Here is a 16,088-nt window from a genome sequence, read left to right as displayed (position 1 = left end):
AGGGTCTAAGCAATCCCACTTCGCAGGAGGATGTCCATGGCATTGGCAGAACGCATCGCCGAGCTCCGGCGCAGCCGCGACGAGTCGCTGCAGGATGTCGCCGACAAGGTCGGTGTCACCAAAACGCATATTTGGGAGCTGGAGAGAGGTCGAACGAAAAACCCCTCGCTTTCCGTCATCCAGGGACTGGCCGATCATTTCGGTGTTTCGATCGCCTCTCTGGTCGATGAAGACATCGACGCTGATGATGCCGACCAACAACTGGCAAAAATGTTCCGACTGGCCGCTGACCTCGAACCCGAAGAACGAAGGACCGTAGATGACATGATCCAGTCGTTCCTGCGTCGCAAAAAAGAACGTGCTGCAAATCGCTCTTGACCGCATGGCGGTCGACGATGTCGCCACGAACCCGGAACGGATCGTGGCCGAGATCCATCGTCAGCTCGGTGATATCGCGCCACCAGTCCCGATCCACGAGATAGCGCTGGCGCTCGACATCGACGACATCAGCGAAGCCCGCCTGGGCAGGCTTGAGGGCATGCTCGTCACAGAGACTGTTCGGGACATTGGAGCTATCGTCGTCAACAGCAGCTCGTCCTACGAGCGCAGGCGCTATTCAGTCGGGCACGAGCTGGGTCATTTCCTGTGCCAATGGCATGTTCAGACGCAGGGCAAGTTATTCGAATGCAGCAGGCAGGACATGGCGCAGCCAAAGGGCGACCCGGTTCACGTCAGGCAGGAGAGTGAAGCCAATCTGTTTGCGATCGAGCTACTGGCGCCAAAAAGGTTCGTTGCGCCTTATCTCAATAGATATCCGGACCTTGAGCACGTTCTATCATTGCATTCGAAACTGCGCATCAGCAAGGCCGCCGCCGCACGCCGCTACATCAACCTGCACAGGCAACGCGTCGCCGCTGTCTTCGCCAAGGACGGGCAGTTCCAATACATCGAGCGCGGAGGCGATTTTCCCTACATCAGATTGGAAAAGGGACAGCCGTTGCCGACCTTGCCACGTGCTGCTCGCGACAACCCGACATCCGAGATGGTCGAGACTGATGCGGAAGAATGGCCTGGCTTGAAACGGTCGGACGAACTGTCGGTTCAGTGCCTTGAGCAGGCCGACGGCCATGCGATTGTCCTGCTTTACCTTTCCACAGAAAGCGGAGCAGACTAGGCGTATTCCTGCGCTGCCGTTCCGCGGTCCTGTTCACGCCGGCCATATTGCCTGATCCGGCATTGCCATTTGCCTGATGGCCTCTTTTAAATTCCCTGTTTTTGAAAGCAGGGAAATTCAGCACAACCTATTGCTCTGGCGACGCAATTCGGCGCAAGGATTCCCCTGGGAGGACCAGAAAAAATCTAAATCCCTGTTTTTTCCCTGTATTTCAGGGAAACGAGACCAGAGACAGGTTCGCCTGAGACTGCGCCCTTCACCACTCAGTCACAACAAATACGGCTCGCACCGGGTGGCTCGAAATTCGCTCGACGTATCCGTAGGCTAGGCTGGGCGGTCTCTGAACAGTCGGGCTTGGTCGCCGAGCCGGTCTCTGTTTCTACAGCCTTTTCACGACCTGTCTCTGCAGGTGGTTTCCGTCGTGTTTCAGGAAAGGCCAGGAATTCGCTCAGAGTTCAAGCTAGCCGCCAACGAATTTCTGGCCGGTTGGCCCGAAAGCTGACCTGTTGAAGGTCTGCTTCGGGTTCAAAAAGCTGCCAGTGCCGCCCTTGCGCATTAGAGGACATGAACACCATAGCCGAATCGCGACCGGGAGGATCCGCATTTGGCGCGAAGCCGACCGTCAAGGTCGCAGAGCATCATTTATGGAACCGTACATCGAACCGCGCGCCCGGGCAGCACCGCCCGGAACACTGGGTTCTATCTGAGCTCAAACAGCCTTGAACAGTCGGGTGAGAATGGGACAGCTACAGAGTCAAGCACCAGTGCGATACTTCGCTAGTTTCCTAAGGGTCGCCTGCTCGCGGAACCATTCTCGCAGAGGTCTGGCGGGCATTCCGCCCCAGCGTTCGCCTGCCGGTACGTCTCTCATGAACCGCGAAGCCGCCGCAAGTTGAGCGCCCTGACCGATGCGCAGATGGCCAGCGATCGCACTATGGCCACCCACCGCAACGTAATCCTCCAGCACGGTCGAGCCCGCGATCCCGACCTGGGCAGTGATGACGCAATGACGCCCGATCCGTACGTTGTGCGCAATCTGGACGAGATTATCGATCTTTGTCCCGTCTCCAATGACAGTATTGCCCGAGCTACCGCGATCGACCGTGCTGTTGGCTCCGATCTCGACGTCGTTTCCGATCGTGACTCGACCGAGTTGCGGGACTTTTACATGTCCTGAGCCGCTCATCGCAAAGCCGAAACCATCCTGGCCTATACGCGCGCCCGCATACACGATCGACCGATCACCTAAGCTGCAATGGGCTATTGAGACGCTAGGGCCGATGGAGCAGTCCCAGCCGATTACCACGTCCGGACCCAGCACCACATGGGCGCCTATTGTGGTGCCGGCTCCGATGAACACCCGATCTCCGATGACAACACCAGGATCGAGCACGACGCCGGCGCCGATCTGCGCCAATGGATGCACAAAACATCCCTCGGTGACATCAGGGCTGCCCAAAAGCGGCGCGGCTCGCAATGCCTCGGGGTGTAGCCGGGCAAGCACCTTGGCATAAACAAGGCGGGGATCCCGGACGGTGATGGGAACCGTGCCAGGCGGCACCAGATGGGCGAAGCGCTCCGTGACAAAGCAAGCGCCGGCCTTGGTGGTGCGCAAGGCGTTCGTGTAGCGTGCATGATCAATGTACGCGATATGCCACGACCGTGCCGTCTCAAGGCTCGCCCCGCTCTGCAGAAGCATGTCTGGATTGGCAGCTGCGGGCAGCAGCACTCCCGCCTCTTTGGCGAGTTCGGCTAAAGCTAATCCGCTCGGCTGAAAGATCGGCGGCACGGTCAGGCTCGGTTCATGGCAGGACTGGTTTGGTTTGATTTGCATTCATCAAAGTGTCGGTCGGCCTGTCGGGGGGCAGGGGAGTGCAGGCCGACCGACTTACCGCGGGTCCGCATGCGGACGACGCAGTCCATAAATCCGGATGCCCGGCGATGGAGTTGGTCGATACAAATTCTACTCTAGCTCTGCGGGCGAGCTGGCTTGTCCGTCCAGGACGGCGGCAAACCGAGTTGCCCGCCTGCGAAATCCTTCAGGCCTGGCGACCGACCGAACCTTTCGCAAGCCTGATATTTGGGTTTGCCGCCGAGCCCGGATTTCAGCTTCTGATAAGACGGAAGCTTCGGGAAGCCAAACTTGAATGGTGTTTTGCCCGTGACAAGCATCTTGGAAAAGTCGCTTCCGAAACTCTCCGCCAGAGAGTAGGCGTCGCCAATCTGTGACATCCGCGCGCCTGTTGTCACGAAATTCGCGCCCTTCGACCACACCATCGCAGCCGCCTGTTTTCCATCCTTCGTGGTCGCCTCGGCCTCGACGGCAAGCCCGCCCAGTCCCAGCGGAATCCTCGGGATAGGGACGGAGGAGGACGCGAACGAAGCGCCAATCGACGCCGCGGTCGACAGGCCGGCGACTGTGGCGTTCGTTGGCACAATGCGGGTGACCGTCGCGTGGACGACCAGATCGGCATTTTCTCTGTCGTCCGTGACCACGAAACGATCGCTGACGCCAACGCAAAGCGCGCGGCTGACTACGGTTGCCACCAAGGCCTGATCGGCGGGCTTTATGGAGGATTGCGCTGCGGTTGGCGAAACCAGCGTAGGCTCAATGTACACTGTTTTGCTTACGTTGAGATCCTCGGGGACAGCCTTGTACTCTGCCTTTCTTATTCGCCCGTCGACCTTGGTGAGACCGTCATAGGAGGCCAGCGAGTTGTCCGGCTGGAGTGGCACCGAGGTGCAGCCGGCAACTGCCGATACAAGCAGCGACGGCAGAAGCGCGGCGCCGATCGATCTATGCTGCAGCCGACCGGCAGCCTGGTTTGTATGGAAATTTGGCACTTCGTTCTCCTGTTGGGGCTTGGGGAATGGAGGGAGGCAGGCGGGTGGCTACTGCATCTGTTTCGCTGGCTGATCGGCAGCAACCTTGTCGGTGAACACGGGCCTGTCTTGCCACAGGCTGCCACGAGCCATTTTTGTGTATCCCAGGTTGTAGACGGCGCGCATGTAGTCCGTGTTGAACGGATCGGTCATGCTGTAGGGGAGCTGCTTGTCGATCGAAGCCACGCGAAATCGAATGCCGTTCTTTTGGGCGTAGACGTAAGTGGCCAGCAGCGCACTGCGGGTCTGTGACTTGACAAGGGTGGAATTCGCCCTGGCCATGACAGAAAACGTATTGTTCGTTGTCGTGGTAAATTCTGGCATGAGCGCATTGTTGATGATGATGTACATGTTGAACTTGAGGTTCTTAGGCAGGACGCTTTTGTCCGAATTGGCTATCCACCCCTCCGGGATCGTCAGGATCTGGGTCGCCGAACCGCCATCGGAGTGCATTTCTTCAAACGCCTCCCCTCCAGCTTCGGCGCGGATGAGCACGGCCGGATAAATGCCGGGGATACTTGCCGAGGCGATGAGTATGTCCTGGAAGAGTTTCAGCGAACCGGGCCGCCCGCTGCTGGCGATGGCGCCCATGTTCCAGATCACCGCTCTTTGGGAATCGAGGTTGGAGGTCAAAACAAGCAGTCGTCGCCCCTTGCGGTGCTCAGCCGCGATTTTTTTCAGTATGTCTCGCGTCAAATAGCGCTCGACCATTTTGCGAAGCGGCTCCTGTTTCAGGAGACTTGCTCCGAAGAGGCCTTTCGGTAGGAAATCCGCATCGACCAACTCCTTGGCGACACCGCTTGTATAGAGATCCACGAGGGGCTGGTCGTAGGCCGAGCCTAGGAAGGCGTAGGGCGCAATTAGCGCGCCCGTGCTGACACCGCTGACCATCTCGAATTCCGGCCGCTGTCCATTGTCCGACCAAGCCTTGAGCGCGCCGACGCTGAATGCGCCTGCGCCACCGCCGCTCGACAGGACGAGGTAGTTGATTTCCTTGTGTCTCGGGATGGGCAACCAGGTTTGCGCGTCGCGCAGTTTCCGGGCCGAATCTGCATAAATACGAATGTCGCTGAACCCTTGGATGCTGGCTACCGTCGCAGCCTTTGGCCCGTAAACAATGCGGTCCGGCGCCAAACAGCCCGCAAGGAAGGCCAGCAGGACGATGGCCACCAGTCGATGCATGTCTACCGCCTTGTCCCGGGCCATCGCCGGAAGGAACCATCAAGGTCTCCACCGGCGGTCGGCATACCCGCGACCGCTGTTCGCAATCGCGTCTGGCGGCATTAATCCCGATTTGTCGTTGCCGTGGGTTTTGTATTGTTAAGAGTTGTTTCGCCCTGCAATCCTCGCCGGCAAACGCTCTGCGCTTAAGAAGCCGCGCCGCCGAGTCGAAGGCCGCGGCCGTCAATGGTTTGACTTTTTGAAGGAACGGGCTCGGCGAAGATCGTCGCACAATGTGCCAATGCCGGGCTGGTACCGCATCTTGCGGTCGGCGGAAGCTATGCGGATGCTTTCCCGGCCGACCTTAGCACCGACTGAGCTGGTGCTGATGGCGGACGTTTCGGCGCTGCCGGTTTGGCTCTTGTTCGTTTGGTTGACTGGAAAGCGCGCCCTTTCCCCACAGGCCGTTCCCGACGACGCTTACGCCAACACCCGGATCAGATCGGCAGAGATCTTCTCCGCCAACATGATCGTGGGCGCGTTAAGATTCGCCGTAGGGATCGTGGGGAAGATCGATGCGTCCACCACCCTCAGATTGTCGAACCCGTGCACTTTTCCGGACGAGTCCACAACACTCCCCTCTCCCCTCCCCATACGCAATGTGCAGGAAGGATGATAGCTGGATTTCGCGACCCGTTTTGCCCAGGACAGCAACGTCTTATCGGTGCGACAGGCGACCTGTTCCCCGACCTCGCCCTTGAGCTTGGTCACCATGCTGGGCTGGTTCATCAAGTCGCGCAGCTGCCTGAGCGCGACAACCGCCAGCTTCCTGTCATGCTCTGTTCGTAGGTAGTTGAACCGAAAGGCCGGGGGAGCAAAAGGATCGGCGCTACTCAGCCAAACAAGACCCGTGCTTGTAGGCCGCTGAAGGCTGACAAAGCACTGAAACCCTGGGGCAATGCTGATTTCGCCGGCGCCGAAGCTCGATCGCGCCGCAAGACATTCTATCTGCACATCGGGCCGGCTCACCGTCTGGTCGGACGATAGCATGGCTCCTACCTCGAAAAGACCTGAGGTCCCCGGGCCGCGCCGGGATAGTAGCCATTCCAGACCCGGCGTAAGTCCTCCACCAAAGGGCAGGGTTTGAGCGGCCGACTCGCGGGAATCCTTGACTTCATATTCAACACAGAAACAGATGTGATCGCTTAATCCCTGACCAACTGCCGGCAAGTGAGAGACGACCGGTATGTCTAGCTGTCGCAAATGGTCCGCATGTCCGACACCCGACAGCATGAGCAATTGCGGCGAGACTAATGCTCCTGCGCAGCAAATGGCCTCCTGATGGACCGGGATCGTGATGCGGGTGCGGTTTTTAACTACCTCGACCGCAACACAACGATGGCCCTGGAAAATGACGCGAACTACGCGCGCGTTGAGCAAGACATCCAGATTTGGCCGGACCGGCCGATTGTGGAGATAGGCGAAGGACGCACTCATTCGGCGCCCGTTGCCGATGTTGTGTTGGATGCGATGGACGCCGCTTAGATAAGCCGCGTTGTGGTCGTGATTCACGCCGTGACCTGCCTCCACGCCCGCGGCAAGAAAGGCCTGGAACAGAGGATTGTCGGCTTTGGAACGCTCAACCTGAATCGGGCCTTGGCCTCCCCTGAACCGGTTGTCGCCACCCTCGAAAGTCTCAGACATTTTGAAGAACGGCAGAACCTCATCGTAACTCCAACCCTGAACGCCATAGCTTGCCCAACTGTCGTAGTCTTTCCTGTTGCCGCGCGTCCAGTTCATGCGACCGATAGACGAAGAGCCTCCCAACACCTTGCCGCAGGGTTGATAGACGCCGACGTCCTGGCCCCTCCTCATCTCGGGCATACCGAAATATTTCCAGTTATACCGATCGCTTATCAACGGAAGACCTATGGCCGCAGGCATGCTTCCATCGATCGACTGGTCGGACCCGCCCGCCTCAATGAGAAGGACCGTTCGGGCAGAATCCTCTGCCAACCGGCTGGCCACCACACTACCGGCCGAACCAGAGCCGATGACCACGTAGTCGTATCCTCCTTTCCTGGGGGACCGCACGACTTGGATCATCTGGGTTCCCTCGATCCATGGTTAAACGGCCTGGCAACCCTGCCCAACGGGGAAGGCCACCATCGCGTCGACGGTGCGCCTGAGCTGCTGCAGGATCAGGTTGTCTTCAGAGCGGCCAGCCGCTGACGTCCGCAGTTTGATGTGGGCTGGGTCGGCGGTGGATGGCTGACGACAAGCTCATCGTTCACTCCCGATCGCGTCCGATCTTCTGGCGATCCGGTAAACCTGCGCAGGCGGCGCGTTTGCGAAGACCCATTCCATAAACGTCGCCTCAAGCCCGATCCGGTCGAGAACGGTGTCAGGTACTGGGCACCGCCAGCCGTAAGTGAACTGATAGACGGCTCCTCCCGGCCGAAGAATGTGAAAAGCGCCGTACAGAATGGCGAACACACGCCAAGCCGGCATAGTAGAAAGCGGGAGGCTGCTGATCACCGTGCCTATTTTTTCCCCGTCAAAGGGATTGCATCGCCGCAACTCCGTTGCGTCGATATCCAGCAACGCGGCAGCGGGGAACTGCCGACGTAGCACGCGGGCAAGGGACGCAGCGTTTTCGACGAGCGCAATGCGCTGCTGAGGCACGCCGCGTATGATAAGCTGTCGGGTGAAGACACCGGTTCCGGGCCTAAGCTCAACCACCGGAGACTGCGCAGAACTTATTTCGCGAGTCATTGCCACTGCCAGAGCTCTCCCGGAAGGCACGAGCAAGGCCGTCCGGAAGGTATCCGACATCCAGGTTCGAAATAGAGTAGTAGGATCCAACATTGCGGAGCTCCGCATACCGACAGGCAATATTTGTTACCCGTAAGCCTAAGGCGGAAAACGCCGATCAGGCAGCAGAGTTAAGGGCCGGTGCTGGCCGGAAAGTGTCGAAGGGGTAGCGCGGGAGTTAGTACGGAAGTCCTAGAACCTATAGCCCGCCATGAGCATCCCTGAAGGCTGCACTGTTTTCCGAACAATCGGACTGTCCTTCGCGTCGCCCGTGAGGAAGCCAACCCCTGCCTGCCCGCGCACAAACCAGTTTTGCGATGCCATGTACGTTACCGAAGCTTCGATATCGAAGCGCTTAAGCCCTGCGCCTGCATCGTACTGCCGCAACCCCGATCTTGCCGACTGCAGAGCAGTCACCCCAAAGTAGCTTTGCATGTGATTTTTGTCTGCGAAGGTCGCCGACGCGCCCGCAGAGAGAATAAATGCGTTGTAGTGATGGGAAACGTTTGCGCCGATTTGACCAATCGGGCCGTCACTGCCCCCGAACGTCCTGTCGACAGATGTATAAATTTCCATCGGCCCCATTTCGTATGAGATCTGCGCTCCGACGACGCCGCCGCCGTCAATGTCACCGAGGCCTTTCAGGTGCTTGGAGTCCTTTTCCTTTCGCCCTCCGCCTATGTCATAGCCGCCCTTCACCGAGACCTTGAAACCGTTGGATTCTAGCACATCGATGCTCAGGCCGCCCGGATCAATGGTAAGACGACCAATGGTTGCGGAGATCATCGGTAGCGGGACGAGTTCGAACTCATCGGATCCTTCGTATTTTGGCGCGTACATAGCTCCGGCGGCAAGCATCACGTTCCAGTCGGCAAGCTTCTGGCGTATGGGGCCGTACCGTCTCTCGTCGACAGCATCCGCAGAGGGCACTGTTGCAGCCGCTTCATTCTCGAACGGTTCAGATGCGCCTGCTTGGAACGGCAAAAAAGCCACTGCTGAGAGGCTCGTGGCGACAAGAGCATCCCGCGAGCGGGTTGAGCGAGACTTTGTGGCTGGCATGCGAATCGTCTCCTGGGGATGGTGGAGGTATTCAAAGACGGCAAAAGGGAAGCCCGACACAGTCGTACCTCCAGCGCACGCACTATCTCGGACTACGACATTGCTTTGGGTTTAGTGATGTTAAGACATGTTGCGGCTCGACCCGTCTGGGTTGCTATGGCGGGGTAACAATCGCGCGGCCTTCGCTCAGATCACGCACATCAGGAGCCAACTAAAAACTGTGCTTTAGACGAGTTGGCTCAGCAACTGTGCTACACCGGCAATCAGCCCCAACACCAACAGCAACAGCGAGGTATTCACCGACCATTTGATGACGAGGTACAAGGGGCGGTTCGTCGACTTCAGCGCCCTGGTGCCTGCTAGGAACGGCGCGAGCCCCGCAAAGACCCTGTTAGCGAAGCCACGATGGTCTTCCGGGGTATTAGGCACCACCGTGGCTCGTGTCAGGCCTTCGTAGAAGAAATTGAACACTGCACCCACCGGGTTCAAGGGCCTTTTGACATCGCACATGAGGATGAGCCGATCGCAGTCGGTATCGTTGCGCACGAAGTGCAGGTAGGTCTCATCGAACATGATGGCCTCGCCGTCGCGCCAACTCAACTTGCGGCCATCGACATTGATAAAGCAGGCGTCGGAGTTCGGGGTGACAAGACCGAGGTGGTAGCGCAGTGACACGGCGATCGGATCGGCATGCCGTGTCAGTTGCGCGCCCTTGGGAAGATAGGCAAACATCGCTCCATGGACGTTTGGCACGCTCTGGAGGATCTGGACCGTCTTGGGGCAAAGGCGTTTTGCTGAATGGTGCTCATATCCGTACCACTTAATGTAGAAGCGGCTCCAGCCGTACTTGAAGAACGTGCGGAAGCCGACGTCATAGGTTCCCGCCGTGCCCGGTCGTTTGGTGGCGTCGAAGTAGTTCTGGCGCAGCAGTTCAAGGCCTTCCTGGCGAATGGTGTGCCAGTTTTGACGCAGCACCTCGAGTTCAGGAAAATCGGCCGGGTCGAGAACAGCCCTTGATCCGTGCGGCAGCGTTGTCATGTACAAGGCACAATTCAACGGCGAAAAAATTGGCCATCCCTTGCGGATGTATTCAGACAGGCTTTCGTAGCGAACTTCACCCCGGAAGCGGTAGACGTACACGGTGCTCGCGGCCACTAGCGTGACCATGACGACAAGAATTAGCATGAGATTTGCCCAGAATGCGCCAGTTGCCGCGATGTTGAGATGCTTCCGTTGCGCCGACCCAAGTCAGACACTTCAGAATGTGTTCATCCGAGGCGCGCTCGCACGTTCGGATGGCGGCATTAGTCCAGATTCGTCGTTGCATTGGATTTTGTGTTGTTAAGAGTTGTTTTCGGTCCAGACGATTCATCACGGACGGTCGCCGGACGACCATCCGGCCGATGAGGGCCGGAGCCAAACCTTGCTCGAAATGATCTGCTATGCTGGGAGCGTGCTTGCTATGGCCGCTTCGGCCTACGACTTTCGCCTGACATCACTCGCTGCGCGGGGGATTCCAAGCTTCAACTTTCGCGTTCGACGAATGATCAGCTAAAACGAACGTTTGGCAGCTATCACGACTTCGTCGACTAGGTCTCGTCTCAGCAAATCGATGGGAATACTGCCCTCGAGGTAAGGTGAAGGGCGAACGAGCCATGACCACGCAAGCCTTGGCTGCTTTGCCAGCGCGAACACTTCAGGTATTCCGGCAACGGGTCTGCCGTCAACGAACTGGGCCAGCGGGAACACGTGCCGGCCGAGGCCCTTGCGCAATGCGATAACCTGGTTGCGTTTCTGCCAGCGGTGCAACGTCGATCTCGGAATCTGCAGATTTTCCTCGAGGTATGTTGGCCCGACAACCGCGCCTGCCCAGTCTTCAAGACGCATCGTGGCAACATCGGCGAGTCGCCATCGCGTCAAATAGGGTTCAGACTCTCGCCCCGCATTCACTCGCGCCAAATCGGCATTTGTTTGTTCAGACGGCCCTGTGCCCCTGGATACATTGTCACGAAGAAACTCCGTCTTGCGCCTGAATTCGGTTACGGGCTCGAAGTAGGTAACAGAGTCCGGTTCGCGCGTTGCGCCGCCGAGCTCGCTTTCGTTTCCCGAGCTTGCCACCGCACCTTCTATTACCTGCCTGACGTCCGTAGTCTCGTGATCATAGGTCACCATGCAACCCCAGCGATACGGGCTTGGGCCTCCGGGATGATCCGCGCAACGGAAACTGTCCGCGCTGATAACACCCGGAACCTTCATCACCTTGTCGCGATACAAATATGCGCGCTGATCATCATCGGACCCCATCAAGGCTTTAGTCAGGATGATCAGCTTACGAGAGCTCATAATCGGACCTCTATTGCGATTTAGGTGGAAACCTCTTTAAAATAACGGTCTCCATTGCTTTTTAAAGCAATAATTTGTTTGAATAGATTTAGAAATATTTTCGGATATTTCCATTCTTTTCGATTTTGATCGAGCGTTTCCACCATTGCCTCTCTGACCTAGAGCGCCTGAGATGCCGTTGCTTTGCGGCGATTGAACGAGAGGGCCAGGCCCCTGGTCGAGCGCTACCGCGATCTGCCTTTTCTCTACTACCGCGCAGCGCCGGAAAGCTAATGCCGTCCGACGGTCATGCGAAAAGCCGGAAAGAAAACGGTCCGCGGCGCCCGCCGCGGACCAAGCCAGACCAGACGAAATCTAGAACGAGCGCTGCATGCGAAGGATACCGCCGACACCATCGGTCTTGGCGTGATACACGCTGGCACCCTTGTTGTAGTAATCGACTTCTGCCGTGGCGGTGAGGCCGGGGACGAGGTCGTAGGCAACGTTGGCAGCGACACCGAGGGTCTTGCCTTCGTCATACGAGGCCTGGAGGTTGAACGAAGTCTTCTCGTTGAACTTGTAGGTGCCACCACCCCAGACTGCCCACTCGCCATCCCATAGCTTGTAGAAGTTGTGAGCAGCATTCGAGTCCGAACCGTAGCCGCCGATAACAAACAGCGACAGTTCGTCGGTGGCGTTCACGTCCAAGCGAACTTTGCCCGCCACTTCTTCATAGTTGCTGTCATAGGCGATGACGCCAGTGACCGCGCCCCAGCCCTGCGTGTACTTCACGCCGCCAACGACATGCGGGACATAGCTGTCGATCGTGTCGGCGCCAGCGCCCTCTTCGAGCGAGACCACGGCCGAAAAGCCGTTGCCAGCGTCGAAGTAGTACTGGATGACGTTGGTGTCGAACGAGCCGTATGGGACGATCGTGTCGTCGATGACGTTGCCGGCGTAGCCGATGAACGTATCGAAGGCTGATTCGTCCTTACCGACGCGAAGACCACCGAGCTGCATCCAGGCGAAGTTCAGCGATACGTCCTTGTTACCTGCCTGCCAGCCAGCGCCGCCAACCAACGGGCCAGCACCATCCGGGTCAGCATAATCGCCGCTGCTGTTGCCGAAGTTGAACCGGGTCTCGGTGTAGGTCTTCAAGGTGCCCATCTCGGTTTCCTGACCGGTGTAGGTCCTCAGCGTGAAGCGGGCCTGCTTGTAGTAGGTGTCGTTTGTTTTGCCGGTTTTGAGATGATCCGGAACGTTCTGCGCGCCCTCCCGGTCACCGACGCCGACGTCGTAGCGGATGTAGCCGCCGATGCGCAGGCAGATTTCGGTGCCGGGGATGTAGAAATAGCCAGCGCCGTAGACGTCGCAAATCTTGACGTATTGAGCAGGTTCCGGCTCGGCAACGACGACGGCGTCGGCGGCGCGAGCACCGGAAACTGCGACCAGGGCCGCAGTTGAGCCGAGAAGCAGGCTCTTGATGTTCATTTTCTGACCTCCAGTGAAGTTAAAAGGGGCTGGCCAAGATCTCAGCCTCGATCCCCGTCCACGAAGCAGCGTGACGCGCCGCCTCTCCGCAAGGGATTATCGATGGGGTCGAATTGATCAATGGTATTTTGCGATCTTGTGACGACAATTACTAAGTATATGCACTCATGTTGCGTAAATATCACCTATTTTGGCACGAATTGTACTTATGATCCGCGTGGAACTGATGGCACATTTGCAACGTATGTTACGATTTTACATTTCATCGTGAAATACTCTTCTCCCGCAGCCAGTTCACGATGTTTGGTCGTTCGGGAGAAGGCCTCCTATGCAATCGCGTCCGTTAGCGCGCGGAAATATGCCCAATGAAGCAATTTCGATCGGGTCGGGCCGAGACAGGCGCTGGGCAGGTTTGGCTGGCGAGGGAGCAGCCCGACAGTTGCGCAGTGACCGAGCGCGCCGGCCTCGGCATAAGGCAAGCTCACCGATCGCCGTGGCCATTTCGGTTGCCGATGGAACTTTTGACCGGAGCGAACCCGCCACGGTGGCCGGCAACAAAACTTCACCGACCGCCTTGGTTTTGTCCCGCTTTTGACATCGCCAGGATCTCGGCCGCGGCTACGTTCGAATGCGATAAAGACGGAGACCGTTTATGGCCCATGACGATCTAAAGCGGGCAGACATCCTGAAAGACCCACTCATAAGACAGATGATGCGTGCGGACCGGGTCTCTTTGAGAGAGATGAAGAAACTGCTTCAGGATGCGGCGGCGCGGTCGCGCCGGTGTCATGGCAAGGACGAGCCCTTGCGGACGCAGGAGACGCCGCCCTCACCGCGATAAGACTTTGAACGCGGCTGTCAAACGTCACGCATCCTGCGTCCTGCTACGTGGTCGACTGCCTGCCCTTGGCGAGCGCCTGCCGCGTTGAAGCCTGTCGTTGCATCTCGTCAGTCTTGCTGTTTTTGAGCGGAACAACCTGCTCCGGCGGCAACGATATAGTTGCCCGTAGCCCATGCGGCGATATGTTCTCGAGCAACAGCGAGCCACCATGGCTCTTTGCGATCTCATCCGCGATCGAAAGACCCAGACCAAAACCGCTGTTGGTATTCGAGGATCTGGCCTCATCTGCCTTGAAAAAAGGCTCTAGAGCCTTCTCGTGGAGACCTTCTGCAAGGCCGGGGCCATCGTCTTGCACAACAATGGACACTTTGCTTGGCGGGAAATTGGACAATTGGACATGCACGATCTTGCCGAATCTGACGGCATTTTCCACGATGTTGGTGACTGCCCGCGTCAGCCCTTTCTGCTTGCATGAATATCCGAATCTCTCGGGGCCGACGTAAATCACTGTGTGTCCAACATCGGAGAACCCGGCAACGATTGTCTTTATCAGGGCCGCAATATCAACTTTTCGAAGCGGCTCGTCGCGGGCCGTGCTGCTCAGATACTGGAGGCTTTCCTCGATCATCGCTGTCAATGTAGCGATATCGTCAAGCATCGCTTGTTTGGACGGGATCTCCTTTGATCGCTCCACGCGCATTCTTAGCCGCGTCAGTGGTGTTCTCAGGTCGTGGCTCACTGCGGTCAGCATCCGCGTGCGGTCATCAACCATCTTGCGAATTCCGCGCCGCATGTCGTTAAGTGCCGTTGCGAGGGTGCGAAGCTCCTTGGCGCCTGCGACAGTGAACAGCTGCTCCTCGTTGCCGTCGAGGCGCAGGCTCTTTGCAGCCTCGGCGAAGCGGACGAGAGGCGACGTAATCACGCCGCCGATATAGAGGACCAGCAGAAGCATCGGCAGGATCAACATCAGAATCTTGGCAATGAGTTCGACAATCGTGCCGAAAACGGCTGGATAGGTATCGGCGTCAGAGAACCGGACCAGGAGGCCGCGCTTGGCATCGACACGCACCGCCAGGGCATTGTGTTCAGCATCCTGCGGAACAACCGTGGCCTCAAAGTCAGAGGGCAGCACGTCGCGGAGATCATCGGCGATGAATTGCATATTCCCTTGGTGGCTGCTTGCGACGTTAAGATCAGGCCACGGTAAAACGCTCATCTCCAGACCGGTGGGAGCGCTCGCGCGCAGCAGCTTCTCGGCGTCGGCATCGTCCGCGCTGTTTCTGAGTTGCTCTACGATCAATTCGATCTGCGTGCTTCTGACCGCCACCACTTGCTTGGCCTGGAAGATGTACGGCTCCGGCAAGAGCGCGACAACGCTAAGGAGCACTGCCGGAATAGGGATCGCGGCGAGCACGACGAACTGGAGCCGAATGGGCGCCCGTCTGAACCGACCGATCATATGGCTACCGAGACCTCCGGAGTGAAGATGTAGCCTCCCAGCCGCACTGTCTTGATGAAAGTGGGCTCCTTATAGTTCGGCTCTATCTTTTGCCGGATACGGCTCACATGCACATCAATGCTGCGCTCGACAGGTCCGGCAGCGCCAGCGTGGGTACGCGCAAGTATGTCGTGCCGGTTCATCACCTGGCGAGGATTCTCGCAGAACACAAGCAGCACATCGAATTCCGCCGTCGTAAGCGGCACATGCACACCGTCAACGTCAGTTAATTCGCGTGTGACAGGGTCGATGCGCCAGCCCGCGAACGTCATCGGGTCTTGGCTTGGCCTGACTTGGCTTGAATAAGACGAACGGCGCAACAGCGCCTTTATTCTCGCCAACAGCTCCCTGGAGCTGAACGGTTTTGTGACATAGTCGTCGGCACCCATTTCAAGCCCAACGACCCTGTCCACCTCTTTCGTCAGAGCGGTGAGCATAAGGATGGGCGTCGTATCGGATGCCCTGATCCTTCTGCAAATGCTAAAACCATCCTCTCCCGGCAGCATTCCGTCCAGCACAATAAGGTTGAACTCTCTCTTTTTTAAGACGCGGTCCATCTCCATCGCCGATCCGACCGTCTCGGCAGCATAACCAGCATCCTTCATCAACTCGATCAGCATGGTCGCTATATCGCGGTCATCCTCGACGACGAGGATTCGGGCTGAAGCTTGAGTTAGGACATTGTATCCGACGCTATCCATAGGTTTGGCCATTTTCGTTGCCCTTTCCCTTCCGGAATAACACGCAGTACATGATGGCTGTCAGCAACAATTGTGTTTAGTTTTGTTGCTGCACCCCCACAGGCCGCCTCCGGGCCCGACAGCCGCTGCATCTACGGCCCCATG

13 protein-coding genes are annotated in these 16,088 nt (G+C 57.9%); 2 read left to right on the top strand and 11 right to left on the bottom strand.

The features are described from left to right. The first annotated feature begins 36 nt into the window (after nt 1-36). Both NKG95_RS02735 and NKG95_RS02730 read left to right on the top strand, forming a co-directional pair. The gene (locus NKG95_RS02735) at nt 37-378 is read left to right on the top strand and encodes a helix-turn-helix domain-containing protein (RefSeq protein WP_353039877.1); all 342 of its coding nucleotides are present in this window, start codon (nt 37-39) and stop codon (nt 376-378) included. Next, entirely contained in the window at nt 359-1,174 is an 816-nt protein-coding gene (locus NKG95_RS02730) for an ImmA/IrrE family metallo-endopeptidase (RefSeq protein ID WP_353039876.1), read from the top strand. Before NKG95_RS02735 ends, NKG95_RS02730 begins: the two co-directional genes overlap by 20 nt. A gap of 754 nt (nt 1,175-1,928) precedes the next feature. Here the strand turns inward: NKG95_RS02730 and lpxD are convergent. From lpxD to NKG95_RS02675, 11 genes are all read right to left on the bottom strand, one after another. After that, the gene (gene lpxD / locus NKG95_RS02725) at nt 1,929-3,008 is read right to left on the bottom strand and encodes a UDP-3-O-(3-hydroxymyristoyl)glucosamine N-acyltransferase (protein ID WP_352855493.1); all 1,080 of its coding nucleotides are present in this window, start codon (nt 3,006-3,008) and stop codon (nt 1,929-1,931) included. 134 nt (nt 3,009-3,142) lie between these two features. Next, nucleotides 3,143-3,910 carry a DUF3313 domain-containing protein gene (locus NKG95_RS02720; RefSeq protein ID WP_353039875.1) on the bottom strand — a complete coding sequence of 256 codons (768 nt, stop codon included), beginning with the start codon at nt 3,908-3,910 and terminating at the stop codon, nt 3,143-3,145. A 156-nt stretch (nt 3,911-4,066) separates the two neighbouring features. Continuing rightward, nucleotides 4,067-5,239: a patatin-like phospholipase family protein gene (locus tag NKG95_RS02715; RefSeq protein ID WP_352965759.1), complete on the bottom strand. Its 1,173-nt coding sequence runs from the start codon at nt 5,237-5,239 to the stop codon at nt 4,067-4,069. A gap of 459 nt (nt 5,240-5,698) precedes the next feature. Next, nucleotides 5,699-7,324, bottom strand: coding sequence for a GMC family oxidoreductase (locus NKG95_RS02710; RefSeq protein ID WP_353039874.1), 1,626 nt, complete (start codon nt 7,322-7,324; stop codon nt 5,699-5,701). A 177-nt stretch (nt 7,325-7,501) separates the two neighbouring features. Further along, entirely contained in the window at nt 7,502-7,993 is a 492-nt protein-coding gene (locus tag NKG95_RS02705) for a class I SAM-dependent methyltransferase (protein ID WP_352494241.1), read from the bottom strand. Between the two features lie 231 nt (nt 7,994-8,224). Beyond that, nucleotides 8,225-9,091 carry a MipA/OmpV family protein gene (locus tag NKG95_RS02700; RefSeq protein WP_353039873.1) on the bottom strand — a complete coding sequence of 289 codons (867 nt, stop codon included), beginning with the start codon at nt 9,089-9,091 and terminating at the stop codon, nt 8,225-8,227. Nucleotides 9,092-9,316: 225 nt separating this feature from the next. After that, entirely contained in the window at nt 9,317-10,276 is a 960-nt protein-coding gene (locus NKG95_RS02695) for an aspartyl/asparaginyl beta-hydroxylase domain-containing protein (protein ID WP_353039872.1), read from the bottom strand. Between the two features lie 366 nt (nt 10,277-10,642). Next, complete coding sequence (locus tag NKG95_RS02690) at nt 10,643-11,434, bottom strand: antitoxin Xre/MbcA/ParS-like domain-containing protein (RefSeq protein ID WP_352515605.1); 792 nt, start codon at nt 11,432-11,434, stop codon at nt 10,643-10,645. A gap of 354 nt (nt 11,435-11,788) precedes the next feature. After that, nucleotides 11,789-12,904 (bottom strand): porin, encoded by a 1,116-nt coding sequence (locus NKG95_RS02685; protein ID WP_352788865.1) that lies wholly within the window; start codon nt 12,902-12,904, stop codon nt 11,789-11,791. A gap of 884 nt (nt 12,905-13,788) precedes the next feature. Then, nucleotides 13,789-15,159, bottom strand: a complete 1,371-nt coding sequence (locus tag NKG95_RS02680; protein ID WP_353039871.1) for a sensor histidine kinase — start codon at nt 15,157-15,159, stop codon at nt 13,789-13,791. A 41-nt stretch (nt 15,160-15,200) separates the two neighbouring features. Continuing rightward, nucleotides 15,201-15,956 (bottom strand): response regulator, encoded by a 756-nt coding sequence (locus NKG95_RS02675; RefSeq protein WP_353039870.1) that lies wholly within the window; start codon nt 15,954-15,956, stop codon nt 15,201-15,203. Between the last annotated feature and the right edge of the window lie 132 nt (nt 15,957-16,088).

The sequence above is a fragment of the Mesorhizobium sp. M1423 genome (genome assembly GCF_040317575.1).
Lineage (GTDB): Bacteria > Pseudomonadota > Alphaproteobacteria > Rhizobiales > Rhizobiaceae > Mesorhizobium.
This window is presented reverse-complemented; position numbering and strand designations above follow the sequence as displayed.